Source organism: Burkholderia sp. 10_S31, from assembly GCF_056930375.1.
This window is the reverse complement of record NZ_JBXOWK010000001.1, coordinates 2,256,274-2,272,496: the sequence shown is the minus strand read 5'-3', so window position 1 is coordinate 2,272,496 and position 16,223 is coordinate 2,256,274. Positions and strand designations below refer to the sequence as shown.

At 66.8% G+C, this 16,223-nt stretch carries 14 protein-coding genes and 1 pseudogene; 5 read left to right on the top strand and 10 right to left on the bottom strand.

Going from position 1 to position 16,223, the window contains the following annotated elements; all coding sequences use genetic code 11:
- Positions 1–40: 40 nt before the first annotated feature.
- From AC1Z3W_RS10195 to AC1Z3W_RS10185, 3 genes and pseudogenes are all read left to right on the top strand, one after another.
- Positions 41–409, top strand: a pseudogene (locus AC1Z3W_RS10195) (helix-turn-helix domain-containing protein); the annotation flags it as partial.
- 361 nt (positions 410–770) lie between these two features.
- Entirely contained in the window at positions 771–1,802 is a 1,032-nt protein-coding gene (locus AC1Z3W_RS10190; protein ID WP_244104805.1) for a DUF6402 family protein, read from the top strand.
- The gene (locus AC1Z3W_RS10185; RefSeq protein WP_244104804.1) at positions 1,799–2,299 is read left to right on the top strand and encodes a hypothetical protein; all 501 of its coding nucleotides are present in this window, start codon (positions 1,799–1,801) and stop codon (positions 2,297–2,299) included. Before AC1Z3W_RS10190 ends, AC1Z3W_RS10185 begins: the two co-directional genes overlap by 4 nt.
- A gap of 138 nt (positions 2,300–2,437) precedes the next feature.
- Here AC1Z3W_RS10185 and AC1Z3W_RS10180 read toward each other — a convergent pair whose 3' ends face one another.
- From AC1Z3W_RS10180 to AC1Z3W_RS10165, 4 genes are all read right to left on the bottom strand, one after another.
- On the bottom strand, positions 2,438–3,529 hold the full coding sequence (locus AC1Z3W_RS10180; protein ID WP_124834184.1) for a porin: 1,092 nt from the start codon (positions 3,527–3,529) through the stop codon (positions 2,438–2,440).
- A gap of 155 nt (positions 3,530–3,684) precedes the next feature.
- Entirely contained in the window at positions 3,685–4,752 is a 1,068-nt protein-coding gene (locus tag AC1Z3W_RS10175) for an ABC transporter ATP-binding protein (RefSeq protein WP_483507535.1), read from the bottom strand.
- Complete coding sequence (locus AC1Z3W_RS10170) at positions 4,745–6,517, bottom strand: ABC transporter permease (RefSeq protein ID WP_057929792.1); 1,773 nt, start codon at positions 6,515–6,517, stop codon at positions 4,745–4,747. The genes AC1Z3W_RS10175 and AC1Z3W_RS10170 overlap by 8 nt, the downstream gene beginning before the upstream one ends.
- 108 nt (positions 6,518–6,625) lie before the next feature.
- Positions 6,626–7,726 carry an ABC transporter substrate-binding protein gene (locus tag AC1Z3W_RS10165; protein ID WP_483507534.1) on the bottom strand — a complete coding sequence of 367 codons (1,101 nt, stop codon included), beginning with the start codon at positions 7,724–7,726 and terminating at the stop codon, positions 6,626–6,628.
- Between the two features lie 126 nt (positions 7,727–7,852).
- Here AC1Z3W_RS10165 and AC1Z3W_RS10160 point away from each other — a divergent pair, with 126 nt between their 5' ends.
- On the top strand, positions 7,853–8,527 hold the full coding sequence (locus AC1Z3W_RS10160; protein WP_057929794.1) for a response regulator: 675 nt from the start codon (positions 7,853–7,855) through the stop codon (positions 8,525–8,527).
- Positions 8,524–9,999 carry a sensor histidine kinase gene (locus tag AC1Z3W_RS10155; protein ID WP_242431958.1) on the top strand — a complete coding sequence of 492 codons (1,476 nt, stop codon included), beginning with the start codon at positions 8,524–8,526 and terminating at the stop codon, positions 9,997–9,999. The genes AC1Z3W_RS10160 and AC1Z3W_RS10155 overlap by 4 nt, the downstream gene beginning before the upstream one ends.
- 71 nt (positions 10,000–10,070) lie before the next feature.
- Here the strand turns inward: AC1Z3W_RS10155 and AC1Z3W_RS10150 are convergent, their stop codons facing one another.
- The 6 genes from AC1Z3W_RS10150 to AC1Z3W_RS10125 all read right to left on the bottom strand — a co-directional run bounded on the left by AC1Z3W_RS10150 (position 10,071) and on the right by AC1Z3W_RS10125 (position 16,215).
- Positions 10,071–10,937 carry an MOSC N-terminal beta barrel domain-containing protein gene (locus AC1Z3W_RS10150; RefSeq protein WP_175824787.1) on the bottom strand — a complete coding sequence of 289 codons (867 nt, stop codon included), beginning with the start codon at positions 10,935–10,937 and terminating at the stop codon, positions 10,071–10,073.
- Between the two features lie 92 nt (positions 10,938–11,029).
- The gene (locus AC1Z3W_RS10145; protein ID WP_057929795.1) at positions 11,030–11,986 is read right to left on the bottom strand and encodes an ABC transporter substrate-binding protein; all 957 of its coding nucleotides are present in this window, start codon (positions 11,984–11,986) and stop codon (positions 11,030–11,032) included.
- Between the two features lie 63 nt (positions 11,987–12,049).
- Positions 12,050–13,231, bottom strand: a complete 1,182-nt coding sequence (locus AC1Z3W_RS10140) for a c-type cytochrome (protein WP_124834180.1) — start codon at positions 13,229–13,231, stop codon at positions 12,050–12,052.
- Positions 13,232–13,281: 50 nt separating this feature from the next.
- On the bottom strand, positions 13,282–14,094 hold the full coding sequence (locus AC1Z3W_RS10135) for an ABC transporter ATP-binding protein (protein ID WP_057929797.1): 813 nt from the start codon (positions 14,092–14,094) through the stop codon (positions 13,282–13,284).
- Positions 14,088–15,176 (bottom strand): ABC transporter permease, encoded by a 1,089-nt coding sequence (locus AC1Z3W_RS10130; RefSeq protein ID WP_124834179.1) that lies wholly within the window; start codon positions 15,174–15,176, stop codon positions 14,088–14,090. The genes AC1Z3W_RS10135 and AC1Z3W_RS10130 overlap by 7 nt, the downstream gene beginning before the upstream one ends.
- Before the next feature lie 4 nt (positions 15,177–15,180).
- Entirely contained in the window at positions 15,181–16,215 is a 1,035-nt protein-coding gene (locus AC1Z3W_RS10125; RefSeq protein WP_124834178.1) for an ABC transporter substrate-binding protein, read from the bottom strand.
- Positions 16,216–16,223: the final 8 nt, after the last annotated feature.

The following is a 16,223-nucleotide window of genomic DNA, read 5'->3' as shown; positions in this document are numbered from 1 at the left end:
CCGTTATCGTCTCATGACCTCGGCACACTAAAAATCTGACAGGCTCGAAATACAGCGCATCCAGATTTTCGACGACGAAAATTGCGCGCATCAAGTCGAACTCCCGACGTCTGCACTGCGCCTGCTGGTTGACATCCTCGCTGAACTCGCCGATGGCAACGCCGTCAAGGTCGTGCCTGTTCATGCTGGGCTGACGACGCAGGAAGCGGCTGACTTGCTCAATGTGTCGCGGCCGCATCTCATAAAGCTTCTCGAATCGAAGGCGCTGCCGTATCACAAAACCGGAAAGCACCGTTGTGTGCGCTTGTCCGATCTGACGCGCTACAAGACGGAACGCGATCAGGTTAGCATCGATGCAATGGAAGAACTGAGCCGGCAAGCGCAAGAGTTCGGAATGGGCTACGAATGACGAGGTCGCCGTTCACAGTTGACAACGATGCTTGGGTGCTTTGTCCCGAACCGCGGGACTGCCTGCCGCTTGTTTCACGACACGAGTTTTCCGCGTTGGCGACTCCGTCGAATCTGTGATTCTTGATGAACGGCGCATGCGTAACGTTGTGAACCGGTGAGTGAATCTGTAAGGTCCGGGATTCTACAACCCGAGGGGAAGCCACGGTGAGCGATAACGATAGGATTCCGTACTTCAGGATCAACAAGCTGATTTGGAAATGGAAGCTATGCGACGGGGACGATGGGGAATCCCGGCGTGTGATCTTGGCCTATCACTGACAATGGCGCCGCCGGCGAGCGAGTCGCCAGTAGAGCAATCTATGCCCGTTGCGCAGGTCGACAAGCGTGACTCGCTCGACAAGAGCGTGGACGATATCGAAAAGGTCGCGACTGCGTTTTCTCGTTTCAAGAAGTGGTTGGATGCACCTGTTCCGCCCAAGCAACCGAAGCCGACGGAGAAGGAAAGGGTGGTGCCGCCTTTCGATATTCAGCAAATTCCCGATGCAATGCGCAAAGAGCATATGCCAGTTTCGGCGAAACTGATGGAGCGTTGGTTTGCGGGGCAGCTCAACTACTCGCCCACATCAAAAGATCAGCAGAACGAGATCAACCAGAATGGCGAACTCTACCCTGAGTCAATGGTCGATCGGACTACCATAAGACTGGATTGGGTCCTCAAGCACGCGCGTGCCAGGAAGGCATACGATAACCTGGTAAATACCGATATATACAGTTCGCGTGCATACGAGGCCCTCAAAGACATTATCGGCCGCTACCGTGGTCGCGGAGAAGTATCGCCTTGGACGGTCAGCGGCTACGATATTCGCAAGCTACACAAAGGATTCCAGTTTCAGCGAGCAGCGGTAGAAAGCTCGTTTGAGCAGAAGGCACTGCAGGCCGTACGGCGGCTTCCGGATGCCGGTGTTCCTGACGACCTGACCGGCGCGTTGGGGGCATTCAACCTTTATGCGGCAGTAGCACGCGTCATTTTCGATGCGGAGAACAGGAAGGCGACGGTTACGAATATTGTCGTATACGTCAGGGATGGCTATTCCTTCGACGGGGCAACAGATTCACGATCCCAGTACCTGGGCCACTGGAGCAAAAACGGTGTGGTTATCGTGCCGAGTTACACGGCAGCGAATCTCGCAGAGCAGCCCTGGTTCGACTTTCCCGTCGTGTCCGGCAGTACGGCCGCAAACCTCTATGAACCAGGGAAGGTTTACTATCCGGTCCGGAACCGTTCGTTCCGGGAGTGGCAAGACAGGCACCATCGAGGCGGAGACTTCATTGTATTTTCGGACTATAGGCCGATCATGCTCGCTGAACCAATAACGGTGTACTTCGAATGAACGGATTGGCGACCGCCATGCAAGGGGCAGGTTTGGTTGCACTTGCAGAAATCGCGTTGATCGGAATCGCAGTGTGCATTCTGATAGTTATCTTATGCAGTCTTGCACGGAAAGAGGGGCGTGCCGCACGAATGAAGTCGGGAATGAAAGTGCTCGGTTTAGGTCTGGCAACTGTCACTTTTTTGTGCTTCGCGGGCTCTTACTATCAGGATGCGCGTGTGCGCGCTCGAGCAACACAGTTTGATACCGAGCGCTCCAGGAACGACGGGGGGCGCTACACGGCGCAATACGCCTACCTGGGAGGAGATCGGATCCTTCTTCGGCTCTATCGGACATCCGACATGCAATTGCTTGCCGAGCGGACTTACGAGTACCCGGATGCTGTTCGCTTGATATGGACTAAGGAATCCATAATATTCGATACTGCGGTGGATAGCGATGGAGAGATCAAGCTTCCCCCTGCACAGATCGAACGATGGAAGGCCATGTTGCCGTAGATATGCGCGATTAGTACGTGTGCGACCGCGTAGTGCGGTATGGCTCGCCGCACGAGGACGCGCCAGGGCCGTGGCGACAGCGCAGCATGGAGGCGGGTGGGCGACGACTCATGCCGCCGCCCGTGCCGCACGTCAGATTCAGAACCGCTGCTGAATCCCCGCCGTCACGCCGACCTGCGTGGTGCCATACCCGTTGAAATCACGCGACACGCCGACCTTCTCCCCATGCTGCGCGATCGCAAACGCGCCGGCCGCATACAGCACCGTACGCTTCGACAGCGCGTATTGCGCGCGCACCGACACCAGCGTCGGATCGGCATCGGTGCCACCCTTGATGTTCTGGTGATAGACGGCCGCGATCATCGAGAACGTCGGCGTGAACTGGTACGAGCCGCCGAGCCAATACATATCGCTCAACTGGTTTGCGGCGCTCGTGTGATACGTGCGCCGATAGTTGCGATAGCCGGCCATTGTCTTCAGATTGCCGAAGTCATAGCTCAGGCCCGCGTGGATGCCCTGGATAGTGTTGACGGTATCGGCCGGCGTGACGCTGTCGGCCGCACCGTTCTGCCGGTCGAACGTGACGACCGCCGCGAACGGGCCGGTTTCGTAGCCGAGTGCGAAGTCGTACTTCGAACTGGTCTTCACGCTGCCGGGCACGTTGCCGAAGCCGTACAGCGCACCGAACTTGAAGCCGCTGAATTCGCCGTCGTAGCGCACGGCGTTCGACGAACGCGTGAAGAGGCCGTCCTTGCGGCCACCGGTCGCCATCGACGACGTCGCCCACGAGTAGTTCTGCGCGTAACCCATCGGGTCGAACGGCAGCATGTAGTCGTAGGTGACGGTGAAGTTGCGGCCGAGCGAGACTTCGCCCCATTTGCCCTTCAGGCCGACCGTCGCGCGGCGCGCGAAGATCGAGTCGGGGCCGTCGTCGAGCGCGCCGTTCGCGAGATCGATCCCGCTTTCGAGGCGGAACACGGCCTTCAGCCCGCCGCCGAGATCCTCGACGCCGCGCAAGCCCCAGCGCGACGTGTTCTTGTTGCCGGATTTCAGCTTGAACGCATTGCCGCCCTCCGGTGCCGCATGGTTCGTGTACTCGATGCCGGCGTCCATGATCCCGTACATCGTGACCGACGACTGCGCGTGCGCGGCGCCTGCCGCGAGGCCGGCTGCGACGGCCGATCCGGTCAGGACGGCGGTGCGAAGGGAACGTTCTGCGCGTGACTTCATTGACGGTGTCTCCTTGGTTCTTGTGGGTTGGGTGAAACGGTTACGCAGCGCGCAGCACGTCACGGCGGACACCGTGAAGCGTCCGCCGAACCTGTGTCGAAACGGGATGCGCGCCTGAATGCATGTGCGGCGGCGCGCCGGCCGCCGCGCCTGGGTCAGCCCGCTTTCGCGAACGCCCAGCAGTCGTTGGTCGGGAATTCGATCCAGTGCTTGCCGGCTGCGCGCGGCACGTGGCCGAACGCGCGCAGGCGCATCTCGCCGCAATGGAACAGGTATTCCCAGCGGTCGCCGAGATACATCGACGTGACGAGATCGGCCTGCAGCCGGTTCGCGCCCGGGCCGTCGGCGACCTGCACGCGTTCGAGGCGGATCACGGCCTGCGCGTCCTGGCCCGGTGCGAAGGTGTCGCGTGCGAGCGCCTGCAGTTCCCAGCCGTCACCGGCAAGCGTCACGCGTTCGCCATCGACGGAAGCGACGCGCGCGTCGATCCGGTTGTTGCTGCCCATGAATTCGGCCGTGTACAGCGAGCGCGGCGCGCCGTACAGCTCGGCCGGCGTGCCTTCCTGTTCGATGCGGCCGTTGCGCAGCAGCAGGATGCGGTCGGACATCGCCATCGCCTCGGCCTGGTCGTGCGTCACGCAGAGCGCGGACAGTCCGAGCGACACGATCAGCTCGCGCAGCCATGCACGCGCCTCTTCACGCAGCTTCGCATCGAGGTTCGACAGCGGCTCGTCGAGCAGGATCACCGGCGGGTTGTAGACGAGTGCGCGTGCAATGGCGACACGCTGCTGCTGGCCGCCCGACAACTGGTGCGGAAAGCGTTCGGCGAGGTGACCGAGGCCGAGCTGGTCGAGCGCGGTCTGCACGCGGCGCTTCTGTTCGGCCGCCGCGACGCGGCGCAGCTTGAGCCCGTAGCCGACGTTGTCGGCGACGGTGCGGTGCGGCCACAGCGCGTACGACTGGAACACGAGGCCGAGCGAGCGCTGCTCGACGGGCAGGTCGACGCGCTGCGCGCCGTCGAAGAACACGCGGTCGTCGAGCTGGATGCGCCCGTCGGACGGCTGTTCGAGGCCGGCCACCGCGCGCAGCAGCGTGGTCTTGCCGCTGCCAGACGCGCCGAGCAGGCATACGACTTCACCGGCCTTCAGTTCGAACGACACGCCCTTGAGGATCGGGTTGGCGCCGTAGCTGAGATGCAGGTCGTCGACGATGAGCTTATCCATGAAGTTTCACTCCGAAGCGCAGGGCCACGCCGAGACCGGCGCCGACCATCGCGATGTTGATGACAGAGAGCGCGGCGACCTGGTCGACGGCGCCGGTCGCCCACAGCGACACGAGCAGCGCGCCGATCACCTCGGTGCCGGGCGACAGCAGATAGACGGCGGTCGAGTATTCGCGCTCGAAGATCATGAAGATCAGGAGCCACGCGGCGAGCAGGCCGAAGCGAACGAGCGGCAGCGTGACGTCGAGCGACACGCGGCTGCGCGTCGCGCCGACGCTGCGGCCGGCTTCCTCGAGCTCCGGGCCGACCTGCAGCAGCGCGCTCTGGATGAGCCGCATCCCGTATGCGAGCCACACGACCGTGTACGCGATCCAGATGCTCCACATCGAGTTCTTCAGCTCGCGCAGGCCCGGGACGAACAGGAAGATCCACAGGAACGCGAGACCGGCGAGCAGGCCCGGCACCGCGCGCGGCAGCAGCACGAGATAGTCGAGCAGCTTGGTCGCCCAGTCGTGGCGGCGGTGGCCGGCGAACGCGACGAGCGAGTAGAAGCCGATCGCGAGCGCGCCGCCGATCACGCCGATGCCGAGCGTGTTGACGATGGCGCGCACGAGGTTGTCCTGCTCGAACAGCTCGACGAAGTTCGACAGCGTCAGCACTTCGGTGAGCGGCACGCCTTCGCCCCAGTTGGTCACGAACGCGCGCAGCACGATGCCGGAGATCGGCACGATCACGGTCAGCACGAGCCACAGCGCGACGATCGCGAGCGCGACCCAGCGCCACACGCCGAGCGGCAGCACGGTCGAGCGGCCGGCCTTGCCCTTCACGGTGACGAAGCGGTTGGCCGTCTTCAGCAGGCGGCGCTGCAGCAGCACGAGCGGGAACGTGATCGCGACGATGCACACCGCGACCGCGGCCATCAGGTGATACGACGGCACGCCGAGCTTGTTGGTCAGCTTGTACAGGTAGGTCGCGAGCACGAGGTGGCCTTCCGGATCGCCCAGCACGAGCGGCAGCCCGAACACCTCGAAGCCGAGGAAGAACACGAGCACGCCGGCGAACAGCAGCGCGGGCATCGTCATCGGCAGGCTCACGTCGAGCGCGACGCGAAACGGGCGGGCACCCGTCACGCGCGCGGCTTCCTCGACGTCCGAGCCGAGGTTGCGCAGTGCGGCCGACGAGTACAGGTACACGTGCGGCACGTGCGTGAGGCCGACGATCACCGTGATCGCGAAGATCGAGTACACGTTCCAGGGCACGTTCTGCACCCCGAACAGTTCCTTGAACCACACCGAGTAGAAGCCGACCGGGCCGGCTGCGACGACGTAGCCGAATGCGAGCACCATCGGCGACACGAACACGGGCGTGAGCAGCAGCGGCTCGAGCCAGCGGCGGCCGGGCAGGTCGGTGCGCACCATCAGGAACGCGAGGATGCCGCCGAGCGGGATCGAGATGAACAGCATCCCGCCGGCGATGATGAACGAGTTCTTCACGGCCAACCAGAAGTCCGGATCGGTGAAGATGAAGCGGAAGCCTTCGACGCCGAGCGTCTTGTTCGCGTCGAAGAACGGTGCGGACAGCAGGCTCTGGAACAGGATGAAGCCGAGCGGCAGCGCGACCGCGACGGTCAGCACCGCGACGACGATCCAGCGCAGCATGCCGGCGAGCGGCTGCAGGCCGTTGGCCGGCAGCGCGGGGATCGCGCCGCCCGGGTCGGTGGTGGGCGGAACGGCCGGCGCCGTTGCCCGTGTGCTGGTTGAAAGCATGAGTTCACCCCTGCGGCCATCCGGATGGCCGCCTCTAGGAAATCGGTAAGGGGAAAGGGCCACCCGCGCGACGTGCGGCGGGCGGCCCGCGGTCAGCGGGTCAGCAGATCAGCGCTTGATTGCCTGCTGCCATTGCTTCAGGAACGCGAGCCGCTTCGACTGGTCGAGATAGACGAGCAGGCCGGTGCCGATCGGGATCGGCTTCAGCGAATCGCCGAGTTCCTTCGTGAGGCTCGCGGCCGAGGTTTCGCCGGTCACGTCGGTGCGGATCGCGTACAGGTTCGCCTGGTTCGCGATCAGCGTCTGGCCGCGCTTCGACAGCAGGTAGTCGACCCACAGCTTCGCGGCGTTCGGGTTCTTCGCCTTCTTCGAGATCGTGGCCAGGCGGCTCACGACCTGCGTGTAGTCCTTCGGAAACACGTAGCCGATCGACTTGTCCTTCTTCGCCTTCGCGTACGCATACGAGCCGATGATGTTGTAGCCGATCAGGTTCTCGCCCGAAGAAATCCGCTCCATCATCGCGCCGGTGCTCGACTGCAGCTTCGGGCCGGTCGTGCCGATCGCCTTCACGAGCTCCCACGTGACCTTCTCGTTCACGTGCGCGTCCTGCGTCAGGTAGTTGAAGCCGACGCCCGACTTCTCGATGTCGTAGGTCGTGACCTTGCCCTTGAACTTGTCGGCTTGCGTGGTGAGCAGCTTGATCAGGTCGGCGCGCGTCTTCGGCACCTCGTTCTCGGGGATCAGGCGCTTGTTGTAGACGATCGCGAGCGGCTCGAACGTCGTGCCGTATGCCTGCTTCTGGTATTGCGCCCATTGCGGCACGTTCGGGCTCTCGGGCGAATCGTACGACGCCATCAGGCCGTCGTTGACGAGCTTGACCTGCAGGTCCATCGCCGAGCTCCACAGCACGTCGGCGCTGGTGCTGCTGGCCGCGTTCTCGCTGATGTAGCGGTTGTACAGCTCGGTGCTGTTCATGTCGTTGTACTCGACCTTCACGCCGTACAGGCTTTCGAAGTCCTTGATCAGCGGACGCACGAGGCCCGTGTCGGTGGTCGAGTAGACGATCAGCTTGCCTTCCTTCTTCGCGGTGTCGACGACACCCTGGTAGTTACCCGGATATCCGGCCGGAACCTGCGCGATGGCGGCGCCGGTGGCGATGCCCAGGACGATCGCCAGCGCGGCGGCGAGCTGCTTCGGTGCAAACGGCATTGTCTTCCTCCAGTGATGCGTGTGTGTTGTTCGAGTGAGGCGGATGTTAATTGCGAGGCACTTTCAGCCCGCTTTCATTTCGGTTCACAATAGCGTCCTTTGTGTCATGGATTTCCCGAGGTCCCCATGCGTGTGCTGCTCGTCGAAGACAACCCGAACCTGGCGCAGTCGTTGAACGACGCGCTGAGCGCCGCGCGCTTCGCGGTCGATCACATGGCGGACGGGGAGGCGGCGGATCACGTGCTGCGCACGCAGGACTACGCGCTGGTGATCCTCGATCTCGGGCTGCCGAAGCTCGACGGGCTCGAGGTGCTGCGGCGGCTGCGCGCACGCCGCAATCCGGTGCCGGTGCTGATCCTCACCGCGCACGGCTCGGTCGAGGACCGCGTGAAGGGGCTCGATCTCGGCGCCGACGATTACCTGGCGAAGCCGTTCGAGCTGACCGAGCTGGAGGCGCGCGCCCGCGCGCTGATCCGGCGCAGCCTCGGCCACGAGCATGCGCGGGTCGAATGCGGGCCGCTTTCGTATGACAGTATCGACCGCAGCTTCCACCTCGCCGGCGAAGCGCTGCCGCTCACACCGCGCGAGCGCTCGGTGCTGGAGGTGCTGATCCTGCGCAACGGCCGCGCGATCAACAAGGAGACGTTGTCGGAGAAGATCTTCGGGCTCGACGAGTCGGTCAACGCGGATGCGATCGAGATCTACGTGTACCGGCTGCGCAAGAAGCTGGAGAACACCGGCGTCGCGATCGTCACGCTGCGCGGGCTCGGGTATCTGCTCGAGGCGAAGGCGGTCGGATGAACCACCCCGACGCTCACCTGCGTGCGCTGCCCCCGGAGGGCGCGCAAGCCCACCTCGGGGCGGCCCGGCGGCGGGCGTGGCACCGCCCGAACCTGCGCACGCAGGTCGCGCTGTGGCTGCTGCTGCCGCTGCTCGGGCTGCTCGCGCTCGACTCGTGGCTCACGTATCAGCGCGCGATGAGCGCCGCGCACGTGGCGTTCGACCGCACGCTGTCGTCGTCGCTGAAGTCGATCCGCGAAGGCGTTCGCCTCACCGAGGGCGAGATCGAGGTCGACCTGCCGTATCTCGCGCTCGAGATGTTCGAATCGGGCGACGGCGGCAAGATCTACTACCTGATCCGCGAGGACAACGGCCGCACGATCACCGGCTATCCGGACCTGCCGCTGCCGCAGGGCGACGGCGCGCTGTTCGTCACGCGCTACTACGATGTCGTCTATCGCGGCGATCAGTTGCGCATGGCCGCGCTGCGCGTGCCGGTGCACGACGTGCCGACCGCGCAAACGCGCATCGTATGGGTGATGGTCGGGGAGACGATCGAGGCGCGCCAGGCGCTCGCGCGCGAGATCCTGATGGGCTCGCTGCTGCAGGAAGGGCTGCTCGTCGTGCTCGCGCTCGGGATCGTCTGGCTCGGCGTCGGGCGCGGGCTGCGGCCGCTGAACCGGCTGTCGGCGACGGTCGCCGCGCGCAGCGACGGCGATCCGACGCCGCTCGACACCGGCGGCATGCCGAGCGAGCTCGCGCCGCTCGTCGAGTCGATCAACCAGTACATCGGCCGCACGCAGCGGATGCAGGTCGCGCGGCGGCGTTTCTTCGCGGATGCGGCCCATCAGTTGAAGACGCCGCTCGCGGCCGTGCAGGCCGGCGTCGAGCTGGCGTTGCGCCCGGACGAGCAGCCGCGCGTGAACGTGCATCTGCGGCGCGTGAACGGCGCGGTGCGGCAGGCGGCGAAAATTGTCCAGCAACTGCTGTCGCTGTCGCGGCTCGATTCGGACAGCGGCCATGCGATCGCGCACCAGCCGGTCGCGCTGCAGCGGCTCGCGCGCAGCGTGACGCTCGACTGGTCGCCTGTCGCCCGTTCGCGTGACATCGACCTGGGTTTCGAGCACGAGGCCGATGTCGACGTGCTCGGGCAGCCGGACCTGCTCGGCGAAATGATCGGCAATCTGATCGACAACGCGATTCGCTACTCGGGCGATCGCGCGGTGATCACGGTGCGCGTGTCGCGCGACGGCGAGCATGCGCGCCTCGACGTGATCGACAACGGGCCGGGCATTCCGGCTGACGAGCGCGACGCCGTGTTCGAGCGTTTCCATCGCGGCAGCAAGACGCAGACGGTCGAAGGCACGGGGCTCGGACTGTCGATCGTGCGGGAGATCGCGCGCGTGCATCAGGGCAGCGTGACGCTAGCCGATGCGGCGGGCGGCGGATTGATCGTGGCGGTGAGGCTGCCGGCGGTTCAGGCGGCGCGGTAGAAGAGGCGCCGCGTGCAAAGCAGTCGCGGCGAATGGCGGCGACTCACACGACGCGTCGTCCGCCGCAACCCTCAGTCGCCGAACCCGATCTCCGCTTCGACGGACTGCCCGACCTTGAGCCACGCACCCGCGCCTTCGACGACGATCGCATTGATGCCGAACGTCAGCGCATTGTCATAGTTCGGATTCGCGCGATAGGTCTGCATCGTGTCGGTCGGCTCGTGCGGCCAGTCCGGGTTCGGCGTACCGGTGACCTGGTCGATCGTCGGCATCGGGCAGCGCGTGCACAGCTTCACGAGGCGCAGGCGCACGGGCGTCTCGCCGTCGGCGTCGAGATGCTTGACGAAATCCTCTTCATACGCATCGAGATCCGACACGACGATGTTCGGGCGGAAGCGGTTCATCGGGATCGCCGGCGCGCCTTTCGCGACGAGCTTCGCGTTCAGGTCGTCGAGCGACGACTGGCCGATCACGAGCAGCGGATAGCCGTCCGCGAACTGCGTGTGCGTGTCGATGTCACCGGTCCATTTGCGGTTGCAGCCGCGACGCGCGTCGGCGCTGAAGCGCGCGAGCTTCAACGGCGTGCCGAGGAATTCGGTGAGCCACGTGGCGGTGTCGGCGCCCGTGTCGATCGCGTCGACGGTGTCGCGCCAGACGGTCGCGGCCATCTTCGGCGTGGCGGGCGTCGCGTCGCCGTCGAGCGGCGTGCGGATCTCGGGCATGCCCGGCGCGTTCAGCACGAGCGCATCGCTGTCGAGCGCGGTGCGGATCAGCGCGAGGCGCGGGTGCGTGCGCTGCGTGATCATCATCCCGTCCGGGGTGGTGATCAGCCAGTGGCGATCGTATGCGAGGCCCGTTTCGAGCAGTTGCGCGCGCGACAGCGCGATGCCGGCGCAGGACTTGATCGGGTAGATGAAGAGTTCGGAGATGGCTGGCATGACGCTGGCTGAAAAAGGCGGGATGGTCGAATCGCGATTGTGCCAGATCGTGCGAAAGCCGTTCGGGCGGTCGTACGCCGCCGCTCGGCCGGTCACGCGAGCGCGAAGCCGAGGTCGAAGGTCGCGCGCACGTCGAGCGGCTGGCGCAGCAGCCCCGCCTTCAGGTAGAAGTCGGCCGTGCGCTGCTGACCGGCGATTACCGTCGCGTCGATCGGTAGCCAGCGCGTGTTGCGGCGCTCGAACTGCAGCTTCGCGGCCGCCGACGGGATGCCGATGATGCGCGCAAGTGCCGCGGAATACGCGTCGACGTGCCGGTACGACCAGACCTGCGCGCGCACGACGCGTTGCAGGAAGTCGTGCAGTACGTCGCGCTTCGACGCGATCGCAGCGTCGGTCGCCGCGACGTAGCTCAAGCCCGACCACAGGCCCCGACCGTTGACCAGCACGCGCGCGCGACCGCTCGTTTCGGCGAGGGCGGTATAGGGCTCCCACGTCGCCCACGCGTCGATCGAACCGGTTGCGAGCGCAAGCATCGTGTCGGCCGGCGGCAGGAAGCGGAACGATACGGCATCGGGCGGCAGGCCGGCCGCGTCGAGCGCCTTCAGCGTGACGAAATGGCCGATCGAGCCGCGCGTGGTGCCGATGCGCTTGCCTTTCAGGTCGGCGGCGCCTTGCAGCGTGGCGTCCGGCCGCACGAGCACGGCGGTGCCGTACGGGTCGGAGCGGTTCGCGCCGATCACCTTGATGCGGGCGCCCGACGCGAGCGCGAAGATCACCGGCGCGTCGCCGATCGGTCCGCAGTCGACGGCCGCCGCGTTCAACGCTTCGGCCAGCGGCGCGGCGGCCGGGAATTCGGTCCACGCGATGTCGTACGCGAGGCCGTTCAGTTCACCGGCCGCTTCGAGCAGCGCGCGCAGCCCGCCTTTCTGGTCGCCGGCCCGCAGCAGCGGCCGCGCGCCCGATTGCGCATGGAGTGCGGCCGGAGCGGCGGTGATGGCGGCGGCGAGGGTGCCTGCTTGTGCGAGGAAGTGGCGTCGGGTCGGATTCATCGTGAAGTTCGGTCGAGCGGGGAAACGGTTCGGGGATTCAGTTCGGAGATTCAGTGCGGAGATTCAGTGCGGAAGCCCGGCCTGCACGTCGCGCACGGGTTCGGCATCCACGCGCAGCAGCAGCGCGGTCAGCGGATCGACGTTCGGGGTCGCAGCCGACGGTCGCGCGGCGGCATCCGAGCGGCACAGCAGGTCGGATGCCGACCAGCCCGCGCTGCCCGGCAACGCGCGCGCCCGCAGCCAGCCGCGCCGGTCGGCGAGCAGTTGCGTGCCGCCGAACGTAGCGGGCGGCACGCCCGCGATCGTCGCGAACGCGTGCCATGCATCGGGCGTCGATGCGACACAGTTCGCGCGCGGGCCGGTGGCTCGCAGTGCAAGCGTGTCGTCGGCAACGACGAGCAGCGTCTGCCAGCGCGGGTCTTCCTGCGGCGGCGTGCCGCCCGGCGCGAGCGCGACGACGCGCACGCGCTGGCCTTCGCGCCAGCGCTCGAGCGGTTGCGGCGTGGCGTTGCCGCAGCGCACGTCGAGCGCCGGCAGCGGAACGGGCACGGGCCACGCGCCTTCCGCCCGCGCGCCGCTGCCGGCCGACAGCGCTTTCAGGTAATCGAGCACGGCCCATGTGTCGGCCGGGCCGAGCGTCGCGGCAAAGCCCGGCATCGATGCCGCGCCGCGTGCGTCGCGCGTGCCGTGCCGCACGCGCCAGTACAGTTCGCCGTCGAGCCGCCGGGCGAGCAGCGCGCCCGCGAAGGTCGGCGGCCAGTGCGCGAGCGTCGCGGCGAGCGGCCCTTCGCCGCGGCCGTCCGCGCCGTGACAGGCCGCGCAATGCTGCGCATACAGGTGCGCGCCGCGCATCACGTTCGCGACGGAAAACGGCACGGGGCTGCGCTGGAAACTGGTGGGCACCGCAGGCGCGAGCCACAGCGACGCCGGCGGCCACGGCGCGAACCACGCCACGGCCAGCGCGGCGATTGCCGATGCGGCACGCCACTTGCGCGACACGAGTGCGATGCAGCCGAGCGCCACGGCGAGCGCGGTCGCCGTGCCCGCGAACGCGAGCTGGCGCGTGAGTCCCGCATCGATGCGCAGCGTTTCGAGCGCGATCCGGTGCGCCCAGGGCCACGTGGCCTGTCCGTCGGCATCGCCGGTCAGGCCGGCCGCATGCAGCATGCGTGCGAACGCGATCTGCGCGCGATAGAGCAGTTGCAGGAACAGGCGCGCCCAGTCGGCGAACGGCGGCGCGTTCATCGGCGCGGTCCTTGCCGCGCACCGGCCATCCTGCGAAGGGAACCGCGCATCTACCAGCTCGCATCGAGCCCGAGATGCCGCAGCGCTTCATGGCGCAGCCCGGCGAGACGCGGGTCGCCGCGATGGCGCGGATAGGGCAGGTCGACGCGCAGTTCCGCGACGATGCGTGCAGGGCGCGGCCCGAACACGATCACGCGCTGCGCGAGAAACAGCGCTTCCTCGACATCGTGCGTGACGAGCAGCGCGGAGAATCCGTCGCGTTGCCACAGCGCGGTCAGCTCGGCCTGCATCGTCAACCGCGTCAGCGAATCGAGCTTGCCGAGCGGTTCGTCGAGGATCAGCAGGCGCGGATCGTTGACGAGCGCGCGGGCGAGCGCGACGCGCTGCGCCATCCCGCCCGACAGCTGATGCGGAAACACGTTCGAGAATTCCTGCAGCCCGACGCGCGCGAGCGCATCGTCGACGCGATGCTGCGCGGTGCGTGCCACGCCGCGCGCTTCGAGGCCAAGCGCGACGTTCGCGCGCACGCGGCGCCACGGGTAGAGCGTCGGATCCTGGAACACGACGATGCGCGACGGATCGGGCCGTTCGATCGGCGCGCCGTCCTGCGCAATCGTGCCTTGCCGCGCGGCGTCGAGGCCCGCGACGAGCCGCAGCAGCGTCGATTTTCCGCAGCCGCTCGGGCCGAGCAACGCGACGAATTCGCCGGCCGCGACCGACAGCGTGACGTCGTCGAGCACCGGCAGCGGGCCGCCGGGGCCGTCGAACGCATGGCTCACGCGGCGGATGTCGATGCGCGCGCCGCGCGGCGGCGTGGCGGGGGGCGTGGCAACGGACGGTTCGAGAACGGCGGTGCTTACCATTTGACGGTTCCTTTCTGCCACGCGAGCACACGGTCGCGCACGGCGAACAGCAGCGCGATCAACCCGGAAAACAGCAGCGCCATCACGATCAGCGCCGCATACATGTTCACGTACGATGCCCAGCCCTGCGCCCAGCTCAGGTACCAGCCGAGTCCCGACTTGACGCCCATCATCTCGGCGACGACGAGCACCGTGAACGACGCGCTTAACCCCATGAAGATGCCGACGAACACGTGCGGCAGCGCGGCCGGAATCGCGACGCGCAACACCAGGAACCGCGCGTTCGCGCCGAGCGTGCGCGCGACGTCGTAGTACTGCCGGTTCACGCTCGCGACGCCCGACCACGTCAGCACCGCGACCGGGAAGCCGGTCGACAGTGCGATCAGGAACGCCGCCGCCGAGTAGCTCGTCGGAAAGAAGTAGAACGTGAGCGGCAGCAGCGCGGTGGCCGGCACGGGGCCGAGCACGCGCAGCACCGGATGCACCCAGTAGCCGATGCGGCGCGACCAGCCGATCGACACGCCGACCGCGAACCCGACCGCGACGCCGTACGCAAACCCGAGCGCGAGCAGCTTCAGCGTATTGCCGGCGCTGCCGGCGAGGCGCGGCCAGTCGTCGACGTAGACCTCGATCAGCGCCTGCGGCGGCGCGAAGAACGGCGTCGGCAGCCAGCCGGTCTTCGCGGTGACGATTTCCCACGCGGCGAGCACGAGCGGCAGCGCGACGAGCCACGGGCCGGCCGCGCGCACGCGGGCGAGCCGTGCGCGCGTGGCCGGCACGCGATGGCCAAGCGTCGCCGCGATCAGCAGCAGCGCGGCGATGCTCCACGCGGCGGTGCCGAACGTGTCGGTGTACGCCCAGTCAGTGAAGCCGACGACGCGGTTCGGCCACAGATGCGTGATCGCGCCGAGCACGGCCCACGCAAGCGCCGCGGCGACGCCGGTCGGCCAGGTGCGCGCACGGCGGGCTTGGGCCGCGAGCGTCGCGTCGCAAGCCGTGCAGGCGGCACGGGGCGTAGCGGCAGCAGTGGCGGCCGGGGCCGACGCGGTGCGGGCGGTGGACGTGTGTTCGATCGTCGACATCGCGTCACCCCAGCACGTTCGCATAGACCTGCTGCGCGAAGCGCTGCGGGTCGGTGCTCTTCTTCAGCACGTTGATCTGGCGGAAATCGTCCGCATAGAACGCGATTTCCTGCTGCAGGTCGACGTTGGTCGGGTGGTGCGTATAGGTCAGCGTCGCGTACAGCTTGCGCAGGTCGTCCGGGCTGATCTTCGGTGAATACTTCGCGAACGCCTTCGCGGCTTCGTTCGGGTTGTCGTGCGTGTACTCGGTGGCCTGCACGATCGAGCGCGCGAGCGCGGCGGCCGCCGGCCGGTCGTTGCGCACGAGGTCGCCGCGCGCGCCGATCACGCAGCACACCTTGCGCGCGTATTCGCCGGACAGGTTCGTCGCGAGTTCGGTATACGCGCCGTTGCTGCGTTTCTCGAGCAGGTAGAGGTTCGGGTCGCCGTCGGCGATCGCCTGGATCTCGCCCTTGTCGACCGCGACGCCGAGCAGGTCGGCCGGATACTGCCGCCATGTGATGTCGCGCTCGGGATCGATGCCGTTCTTCGCGAGCAGGATCGAGAAGAAGTGCTTGCCGGGCGCGGCGAGATCGCTGACGCCGACCGTCTTGCCCTTCAGCGCCTGCAGCGTCGTGACGCCGGCCGTCTTCGCGCCGACGAGCCGCACGCAGCCGCCGTGCGAGCTGCCGATGATCTTCACGTCGAAGCCGGCTTCGAGCGGCTTCAGCCACCGGTGGATCATCCCGACCGCCGCGTCGGCCTTGCCGGTCGCGATCGATTCGAGCAACTGGTCGGTCGATCCGCTGTAGTTGATCAGCTCGACCTTCAGCCCGTTCTTCTCGAAGAAGCCGTGCTCCTGCGCGACGACGATCGGCGTCAGGCAGAACGCGTTCTGATTCCACGCGAACGTGAGCTTCTTCAGCGGCGGCGCGGACCAGGCCTTGCGGCCGAGCGTGATCGCCGGCGCGGCGAGCGCGGCGGCGCCGGCCGCGCGCAGCAGCCGGCGGCGCTTGTCGTCAGGGGCGCCGGTCGGCGCGGGTGCGGTGGTTTCGGTCATCGTGTGGT